Here is a 4,275-nt window from a genome sequence, read left to right as displayed (position 1 = left end):
GACCCGTGCTCGACCGAGCAGACAACGGCCACAGCACCACCGACGGCTCGGACATCTCGACCGACTCAACGACCTCGACCGGCGGAGCCTCCTCCAACACCACATGAGCGTTGGTGCCGCTGATACCGAACGACGACACCCCAGCCCGCCGCGGACGCCCGGTAACCGGCCAGTCGACCGGATCGGTGAGCAGCCGAATGTCCCCGGCGTCCCAGTCGACCTGCCGCGACGGCACCTCGGCGTGCAGGGTCCGCGGCAACATCCCGTGCCGCATCGCCATCACCATCTTGATCACACCGGCAACCCCGGCCGCAGCCTGCGCATGCCCGATGTTCGACTTGATCGAACCAAGGAAAAGGGGCCGATCGCGGTCCCGACCGTAGGTGGCGAGCAAAGCCTGCGCCTCGATCGGATCACCCAACGTCGTACCAGTACCATGCGCCTCCACCACATCCACATCGGCAACCGACAACCGCGCATTCGCCAACGCCTGCCGAATCACCCGCTGCTGCGCCGGACCATTCGGCGCAGTCAACCCATTGGACGCACCATCCTGATTCACCGCCGAACCACGAACCACCCCATAAACCCGATGACCCTTACGACGCGCATCCGACAACCGCTCCAACACCAACACACCGACACCCTCGGCCCAGGCCGCGCCGTCGGCACCGTCGCCGAAGGAGCGGCACCGGCCGTCCGGCGACAGGGCGCGCTGCCGGCTGAACTCGACGAAAAGCTGCGGGGTGGCCATCACCGCGACGCCACCGGCCAGGGCCAGGCCGCATTCCTCCTTGCGCAGCGACTGGCAGGCCAGGTGCACCGCTACCGACGACGACGAGCAGGCAGTGTCGACGGTGATCGCCGGTCCCTCCAGACCCAGGTTGTAGGCGACGCGGCCGGAGACGAGGCTGCCGGAGGTCATGCTGTCGACGTAGTCGTGGTGCATCACGCCGACGAAGACGCCGGTGGCGGTCCCCTTCAGGCCGACCGGGTCGATGCCGCCGTGCTCGAACGCCTCCCAGGACGCCTCCAGCACCAGCCGCTGCTGCGGGTCCGTCTCCACTGCCTCCCGGGGGCTCATCCCGAAGAACCCTGGGTCGAAATCGGCGGCGTCGTGGAGGAAGCCGCCGTGCCGGGTGTAGCTCTTGCCGGGCTTGCCGGGTTCCGGGTCGTAGACGCCGTAGACGTCCCAGCCCCGGTCGGTCGGGAAGTCGGAGATGGCGTCGGTGCCGTCGAGGACGAGCTGCCACAGGTCCTCCGGCGACCGGACACCGCCGGGGTAGCGGCAGCCCATACCAACGATCGCGATCGGCTCCTGGTCCCGGACCTCCACCTCACGAAGCCGCCGGTTGGCCTGTTGCAGTTCAGCTGTGGCGCGCTTGAGGAAGGCCCGGAGCTTGTCGTCGTTCGCCATCGTTCACACCAATCTTTGCGCGACGGAGGATCGTCGGAGGCTGACTGCCGTCAGGAGATGCCGAGCTCGTTCTCCAGAACGTCGAACAGTTCCTCGTCGGTGGCGGACTCGTAGTCGTGCCGGGTGTCGTCGGGGTCGCCGGTCCGGTCCTGCCAGCGACGCAGCACAGCCTCCAGGCGTGCGGTGATCCGGACGTGCTCGTCCGCGGGTACACCGGTCAGGGCCTTCTCCAGACGGTCGAGGTCGGCGAGGACCGCGTCGGCCGGATCGGCGTCGGGCACCACCAGGTCGGCCTTCAGCGCACTGGCGAGGGCGGCGGGTTCGGGGTGGTCGAAGACGAGCGTGGCGGGCAACCGCAGTCCGGTGACGCTGCTGAGCACGTTGCGGAACTCGACGGCGGCGAGGGAGTCGAAGCCGAGGTCCTTGAATGCGCGGCCGGGTTCCACCGACGCCGGGCCGGGGAAGCCGAGTACGGCGGCGGCGTGCGTGCGAACCAGGTCGAGCAGCAGGGTGTCCCGGTCGGCGTCGGAGAGACCGGCGAGCCGTTGCGCCAGCCCCGGTGTGCCGGCCGTCGCGCCGTAGGTGGCCGTGGGCCGGGCCGGGGTGCGGACCAGGCCGCGCAGCACGGCGGGCAGCGCGTCGCTACGCCGCCGCAGCGCGTCCAGATCGATCCGCGCCGGTACGACAGTGGCCCGGTCGGCGGCGATGGCCGCGTCGAAGAGGTCCAGCCCCTCGTCGGTGGTCATGGCGGGCATGCCGAGTCGACGCATCCGGTGCAGGTCGGCGTCCTCAAGGTGACCGCCCATGCCGGTGCCGGCGGCCCAGAGCCCGAAGGCCAGCGAGGTGGCGGGCAGCCCGTCGGCGCGGCGGCGCTGGGCGAGCGCGTCGAGGAAGAGGTTGGCGGCGGCGTAGTTGCCCTGGCCGGCGCCGGCCACCCAGCCGGCCGACGAGGAGAAGAGCACGAACGCGGCCAGGTCGTGGTCGCGGGTGAGGTCGTGGAGGTGCCAGGCGGCGTCCACCTTGGGCCGCAACACCCGGTGCAGTTGTTCGGGTGTGAGGGCGTCGACCAGCGCGTTCTCGGCGGTACCGGCGGCGTGCACGACGGCGGTGAGCGGGTGGGCGGCGGGAAGGTCGGCGAGCAGCGCGGCGAGCGCATCCCGGTCGGCGACGTCGCAGGCGGCGACCGTCACGTCGGCGCCGACGGCGGTGAGGTCCGCGACCAGCTCCGCCGCGCCGGGCGCGGTGGCGCCGCTGCGGCTGGTCAGCAGCAACCGGCGTACGCCGTGCCGGGTGACCAGGTGCCGGGCGACGAGGCTGCCCAGCCCGCCGAGTCCGCCGGTGATCAGGACGGTGGCGTCGGCGGGCCACGGGGTGCCGTCGCGGGGTGTGTCGGTGGGTACGCGGATCAGTCGGGGCACCAGCAGTCGACCGTCCCGGACGGCGACCTCCGGCTCGCCGGTGGCCAGCGCCGCAGCGAGGTGGTCGGTGCCGGTGTCGTCGGTGTCGACCATGACGAACCGGCCGGGGTGTTCGGCCTCGGCGGCCCGGACCAGCCCCCACAGAGCCGCCCGCGCGGGGTCGATCGGAGTGTCGTCGGCACCGACCGCGCAGCGGGTGAGCAGCACCAGCTTCGCCGCGGCGTACTCCGGCTCGGTGAGCCATCGGCGCAGCAGCGCCAACAGTCGTTCGGTGGCCCGGTGCACGGCGGCAGGCGCCTTGCCGGGCTGGTCGAGGGTGACCACCACGGTGCCGGGTGCTGGATCGGGCAGCTCCGCCTCGGCGTCGATGAGGGTCCAGTCGCCGGTGACGTCCGGGGTGGGGACGGGCTGCCAGGCCACCTCGAAAAGGTTGCGCTGGTGGCTGCGGGCGGTGGTGCCGAGCGCATCGGCGGCGACCGGCCGGACCGCCACCTGGTCGATGGTGGCGACGGGATTGCCGTTACCGTCGCCGACGGCAACGGCCAGCTTGTCGGCTGTGGCCGGGGAGATCCGGATCCGCAGGGTGGCGGCGTGCGCTGCGTGCAGGGTCACCCCGCGCCATGAGAACGGCAGGGGCGTGTCGCCTGCGCCTTCGTCGAGGAGGTTGGCGTGCAACGCCGCGTCGAGCAGCGCCGGATGCAGCAGGAACCGGGGCGCGTCGGCGGCGGCCACCTCGGGCAGCGCCGCCTCGGCCCACACCTCGGTGGCGTCCCCGTCGCCGCGCCGCCACACTGCGCGCAGCCCCTGGAACACCGGCCCATAGCCGTATCCGTGGTCGAGCAGCCGGTCGTAAAGTCCGGTGAGGTCGACCGGCTCGGCACCGGGGGGCGGCCACTCGGACAGGTCGGCGGCGGCCGGGTCGGCCCCGGCCCGCCGGACCAGGACCCCTTCGGCGTGCCGGGTCCAGCCGGTGTCGTCGGCCGCGTCATCGGGCCGGGTCCAGATGCCGAGGGTACGAGCACCGCTGTCGTCGGCGGCGTCGACGGTGACGCGCAGGGCCAGGCCGCCGTCGGCGGGCAGCACCAGCGGCGCGCTGATGGTCAGTTCGTCCAGTACGGGGCAATCGACCTGGTCGCCGGCGCGCAAGGCGAGTTCGACCAGCCCGGTGCCGGGGACGAGGACCGTGTCGAACACCGCGTGGTCGGCAAGCCACGGTTGGGCGGTGCGGGATAGCCGGCCGGTGAACACCACACCGCCGGTGCCGGGCAGGTCGACGACCGCGCCGAGCATTGGATGTTCGGCGGGTAGCTGGCCGAGTCCGGTGGTGTCGCCGGGGCCGGCGGGCACGTCGAGCCAGTAGCGCTGGTGTTGGAAGGCGTAGGTGGGTAGGTCGACCTGCCGCCCGCCCGGATGGATGGCCGCCCAGTCCAGGTCGACACC

At 72.3% G+C, this 4,275-nt stretch carries 2 protein-coding genes; both read right to left on the bottom strand.

Annotated elements, in window-relative coordinates; all coding sequences use genetic code 11:
- Nucleotides 1-1,417, bottom strand: a 1,417-nt coding sequence (locus HCA58_RS22925) for a beta-ketoacyl synthase N-terminal-like domain-containing protein (protein ID WP_205809475.1), incomplete at its 3' end; no start/stop codon positions are given.
- Between the two features lie 50 nt (nt 1,418-1,467).
- Nucleotides 1,468-4,125 (bottom strand): type I polyketide synthase, encoded by a 2,658-nt coding sequence (locus HCA58_RS22920; RefSeq protein ID WP_169600122.1) that lies wholly within the window; start codon nt 4,123-4,125, stop codon nt 1,468-1,470.
- Between the last annotated feature and the right edge of the window lie 150 nt (nt 4,126-4,275).

This window comes from Micromonospora sp. HNM0581, assembly GCF_012726175.1.
Classification (GTDB): domain Bacteria; phylum Actinomycetota; class Actinomycetes; order Mycobacteriales; family Micromonosporaceae; genus Micromonospora.
The sequence above is the reverse complement of the archived record's forward strand: the minus strand, read 5'-3'. Positions and strand labels throughout refer to the sequence as shown.

Excerpts from the sequence above, each read along its gene's own strand:
- HCA58_RS22920 (WP_169600122.1), bottom strand. The coding sequence starts at position 4,125 with ATGCTCGGCGCGGTCGTCGACCTGCCCGGCACCGGCGGTGTGGTGTTC.